The organism is Vibrio sp. 10N.222.55.B11 (genome assembly GCF_041473705.1).
Taxonomy (GTDB): domain Bacteria; phylum Pseudomonadota; class Gammaproteobacteria; order Enterobacterales; family Vibrionaceae; genus Vibrio; species Vibrio crassostreae_C.
Genome location: NZ_JBFRST010000069.1, coordinates 1 through 3,824 on the forward strand (window position 1 = coordinate 1; position 3,824 = coordinate 3,824).

The following is a 3,824-nucleotide window of genomic DNA, read 5'->3' on the forward strand; positions in this document are numbered from 1 at the left end:
TTTTTTCCTAATCAATCTTTCCAAATCGCGCGCGCAGGGCGCCCAGACCAACGGCTATCGTCTAAGACAAAGTAAACATCCATCGTATCGATGTAGTGATTGTCTTTGTCGATGAAAGGGAAGACGGTGAGTTTTTTAACGTCTTCTTGGCTTCGCTCTGGCTCCCCCTCTCGATTGCGCCTTGGCAGTAAGGTAAAGGCGGAAGGTGGGGCGAGACGCGCTTGAGAAGAGACCGTGGCGTTACCACTGCCTCCGGTATAACCGTATAGGTTGTCTCGAACTTCGTTCATGGTGACGCAACCTGAAACGCCGCCGACCTGATCGCAACTGTATTCGCTCTCAAAGCCCGCGCTACAACCGGTCAGACCTAAGAGTATCGATAGTGAAAACAAAGCGTGCCTATTCATGGTGATTCCTCACGCCCAAAGCCCACGCGGCTTAACCCTTGTTGGGTGATTTTTTGCGCTAAAGGGTTGATGGGGGCGGTTTGAGTGGTTGGTGGAAGAGAGGGGGTGTTGGTAATGACATCTAACAGTTGATTGCTGTTGGAGACTTGCTCACGCTGCTCATTCATACGCGTTTCGTATTCATCGGCCAGCAATGGATCTAATGGAAAGCCTTCCAAAAAGACAATATTGACGATGGCACCAGGATTGACTTCCACTATCGGATGATAGAGTTCGGCCAGTTTGATGTAGTAGTCCGCCAATTTGCTGCCAACGCTCTCCGTGGCGCCGCCAAGCAGATTCAAGCCAATTTTATCGCTGTTGATGCTTTGACTTGGGCCGAGCGCCGTCGGTGTCGTGGTTTGTGCCAGCGCTTTACCTGCATCCCCTACGCCTTGCAAGATCCCCGCAATGCCGGCCATTTGAACGATCTTACCGTTTTTCAAAATGGTGGTACCGCGAATACCATTGCGACCAAAGTTAAACACGGTCGCATTGACGGGGATATCGAGAATATCGCCATTGGGTTGTATGCAGCTCATTCTACTGGTGCGAGCGACGCCGCGGCTGGATGAGATCTCACCGTAGACGGCGCCGGTGATCGTGCAATCCTTCAATTTAGAGGCCTGACCGTTGGGTAAGACCCCCTGATTGACTGTCTGAAAGACAATCGGTGAGGTATCCCCTTGTCCAGAGACGCCCCCATTAGCATCAGCGCCGCCGGTAATTACGGCGGTCACAAAGGTGCCGGTTGGCACGTAGTTATCGGTCGTGCGACGGGATTGTTTCTCCTCGACACTGGCTTGCCAGTGAAATTCAAAGCTATCAAAGGCATCACCACTAAAGGCCACATCATCTTGCTCTTGGTACTGGAACTCATTCACCTTGGCGTTATCCATGTTGCTATTAATGGCCGGTCTTGGGGGCAGTTTGTATTGGCCAAAGGTGTCTCCCTGGTTGGTCTCGATGCCGTGTTGAGTCGAAGGATCGCCTGCCTTGAGGGTTGAGGCTAATTGCGTCTCAAGCTGCGCCTTGAGCGCGTCAACTTCATCGAGCTTTTGTTGCATCTGCTGCTCAAGCTCTGTCAGTTGCGATTTTGTATCGCGCTCATTGGCCTTTTTAATGTTCTCTAACTCAGAGGTTAAGCTTTGTCCAAAGCGACTTAATGTGCCTTCAAACCGCGCTAAGCTTTGTTCTATTTGGTTGATTTTGTCTTGTTGAAACGTCAGGGCGGACTGGTTGTCTTTGTCGGTAAAATCATCGGTGACGACAGCGCCAAATCCGACATCTTGAATGCCCTTGCTTGGCGCTTGGGGAGACAGTGTTAACCGCCAAACAACAAAAGCCAGGGCGGTCAATATCAGCAATACCGTGAGCGTAATGGTGCGATTGCGCTTTCTTGTCACGGCATTGATCGTGCCGCCGTCTTCAAAGTCCCCGTCGGTGTCTTTGAAGACGCGTTTCTTAAAACGGCCCAAGGCGTCTTTTTGTTTATCGAGCATGGGTGGCGCCTCCTCCAGTAATGAGATAGAGCGTGGTAGTTTGCCCAGGTTTTAATTGATAGGCATCGAGCGCGGCTGAGCGTGCGGAATAGCTGTAGAACTGCGCGGTGGTCAGCGCCATGTCACTGCGGCTTTGATTTTTGAGCTGATAAACCACCCCAGAATAATGACGGCCCACGAAGACCGTTTGAGGGATGATGGCCAGTGACGCTTCATCTTTGGGTAAGGTTTTGGGGTCAACGTCGTGACGTTTAAAACCAGCAATGGGAGCGCCATCATGGACAAAACGTATCATGGCTTTGGTGAGCGCTGTCATGGCGGCGGGATAATCCGCCGCCTGCTCAATCGGGCTTTGCTGCTCTTTGTAATTTTGCGACCAAACAAACTCCGTGACCAAAGATGGTGTAGCTTTGGGGGTAATAAACAGCGCAAACAATCGCCCTTTCTCTGTCGTCAGGTGCGCGGTAAACGGTAAGGGAAGGTTAATTTTTAAGGTGATGGAGCCGGAAGCGTCTTTTTGGTTGCCCGTTGAGGTGCAAAACCCTTTCGGGCAGACGATCGAAATAATACGGTCATTGTTGACCAGTAAACGGTTCACGTTAATGGAAGAGAGTGACAAGGGGATCGTGTCGCCTTCGTCAAACTCATAGCTCACCATGGCGGCATTTTCAGCCAGGGCAAAAGAGGGGATGAAAAAGACCACCCAAAGCGCGATGGATAAAAAATAAGGGTGCCATTGCTGCGATGGGGTGAATGATTGCTCATAAAGATTCATCGGTGTTGACCTCGACTTCTTCAATGGAGAGTAAACCTATGACGCCTTGGTCATAGCTAAAGTTGACTTGATACCACTTCATCTCCGGATCTAGTGCGCGTTGGCCTACGTGCTTTTGGAGTTTCCCGTAGAGTTGTACTTGGAGAGTGTCGAGAGAAATTCGGACCAACTCGACAGAAAATTGGCTGCTGATGTTATCTTTTTTAACCACCGTGGCTTCTCGAAGCAGCTTAGGTTGAACGTTGTACCAGCTTGTCTCGTCTAAATATTCAAGTAACTGACCAAACTGACGTCCAACGCTTGCCGGCGTGATGTTGAGTTTCAGGTAGAGAAGATAATCCGCCATTTGCTCAAGATAAGGTTCATCGACCGCGCCATCCGAAACCGTAAAGGCTTGAGAGAGGGTGGGCGGGACTAGGGTTCGGCTTTGATGGGTAAGGGCTTGATAACTGGTGTAACCCAACACCAGGTTAGTGATAAGCATAACAAGAAAGCCTGCACTCAAAAAAAGATTGAGGAGGCTTTTGACGGCCAGCTTATCCCGTTTAACAAACGGATCCATGATGAAGGGTCTCCTTAGAAAATCCAGTAACGACGACAGGCTGAGGGGGTACGCTTAAAGAGGGTGGGATGGACAAAGGAAGCCCCCCACCAATAAAGTGACAGGGTAACGATGTTGTCACCGTATTGCGCTTTGATGTAACGTAATCCCCCAAACCAAGCCAGCGATAACGTCAGCCCTATCATTTCGTGTTTAAGCCAGAATGAGAGGCCAAAAATGCAGAGGGCAGGCACGAGTTCATCAACTGGGAACCCGAGCCAGCGACGACCTTTGTTCATGTGTTTTGGAATAGAAAAAAACTGATGAGGGTCTTCCATTGTGACTCCTTAGCCTAAGCCGACGAGTGGTGCTCCAACATTCCACAAGACTGAGCCGCCAATGAACCCGCCAACGGCCGCAAACCAGTTACGGCTCATCAGTCCAGTGACGACCGCCCCCGCAAGCCCAGTCCCCAGCATCGCGGTTTCAACCGCAGAGCCTTTGCCCGCCGAGTCTTTCATGGCTTGTTTACCTGACGCGAAGATATCGGCAGCCAGAGC

The 3,824-nt window shown here is 50.7% G+C and carries 6 protein-coding genes; all 6 read right to left on the reverse strand.

Features of this window, described 5'->3' with window-relative positions; all coding sequences use genetic code 11:
• Positions 1 to 11: 11 nt before the first annotated feature.
• Positions 12 to 407 carry a type IV conjugative transfer system lipoprotein TraV gene (gene traV, locus AB4503_RS22515; protein ID WP_017104313.1) on the reverse strand — a complete coding sequence of 132 codons (396 nt, stop codon included), beginning with the start codon at positions 405 to 407 and terminating at the stop codon, positions 12 to 14.
• The gene (locus AB4503_RS22520) at positions 404 to 1,948 is read right to left on the reverse strand and encodes a TrbI/VirB10 family protein (protein ID WP_048666133.1); all 1,545 of its coding nucleotides are present in this window, start codon (positions 1,946 to 1,948) and stop codon (positions 404 to 406) included. Before AB4503_RS22520 ends, traV begins: the two co-directional genes overlap by 4 nt.
• Entirely contained in the window at positions 1,938 to 2,723 is a 786-nt protein-coding gene (traK, locus tag AB4503_RS22525) for a type-F conjugative transfer system secretin TraK (protein ID WP_017096434.1), read from the reverse strand. Before traK ends, AB4503_RS22520 begins: the two co-directional genes overlap by 11 nt.
• The gene (gene traE, locus AB4503_RS22530; RefSeq protein WP_016800090.1) at positions 2,710 to 3,285 is read right to left on the reverse strand and encodes a type IV conjugative transfer system protein TraE; all 576 of its coding nucleotides are present in this window, start codon (positions 3,283 to 3,285) and stop codon (positions 2,710 to 2,712) included. The genes traK and traE overlap by 14 nt, the downstream gene beginning before the upstream one ends.
• 14 nt (positions 3,286 to 3,299) lie before the next feature.
• Complete coding sequence (gene traL, locus AB4503_RS22535) at positions 3,300 to 3,602, reverse strand: type IV conjugative transfer system protein TraL (RefSeq protein WP_016800089.1); 303 nt, start codon at positions 3,600 to 3,602, stop codon at positions 3,300 to 3,302.
• A 9-nt stretch (positions 3,603 to 3,611) separates the two neighbouring features.
• On the reverse strand, positions 3,612 to 3,824 hold a 213-nt coding region (gene traA, locus AB4503_RS22540), incomplete at its 5' end, for a type IV conjugative transfer system pilin TraA (RefSeq protein WP_372115743.1).

Bases quoted from the DNA above. Each gene is read 5' to 3' on its own strand.
- traV (WP_017104313.1), bottom strand. From the start codon at position 407: ATGAATAGGCACGCTTTGTTTTCACTATCGATACTCTTAGGTCTGACC.
- traL (WP_016800089.1), bottom strand. From the start codon at position 3,602: ATGGAAGACCCTCATCAGTTTTTTTCTATTCCAAAACACATGAACAAA.
- AB4503_RS22520 (WP_048666133.1), bottom strand. From the start codon at position 1,948: ATGCTCGATAAACAAAAAGACGCCTTGGGCCGTTTTAAGAAACGCGTC.
- traE (WP_016800090.1), bottom strand. From the start codon at position 3,285: ATGGATCCGTTTGTTAAACGGGATAAGCTGGCCGTCAAAAGCCTCCTC.
- traK (WP_017096434.1), bottom strand. From the start codon at position 2,723: ATGAATCTTTATGAGCAATCATTCACCCCATCGCAGCAATGGCACCCT.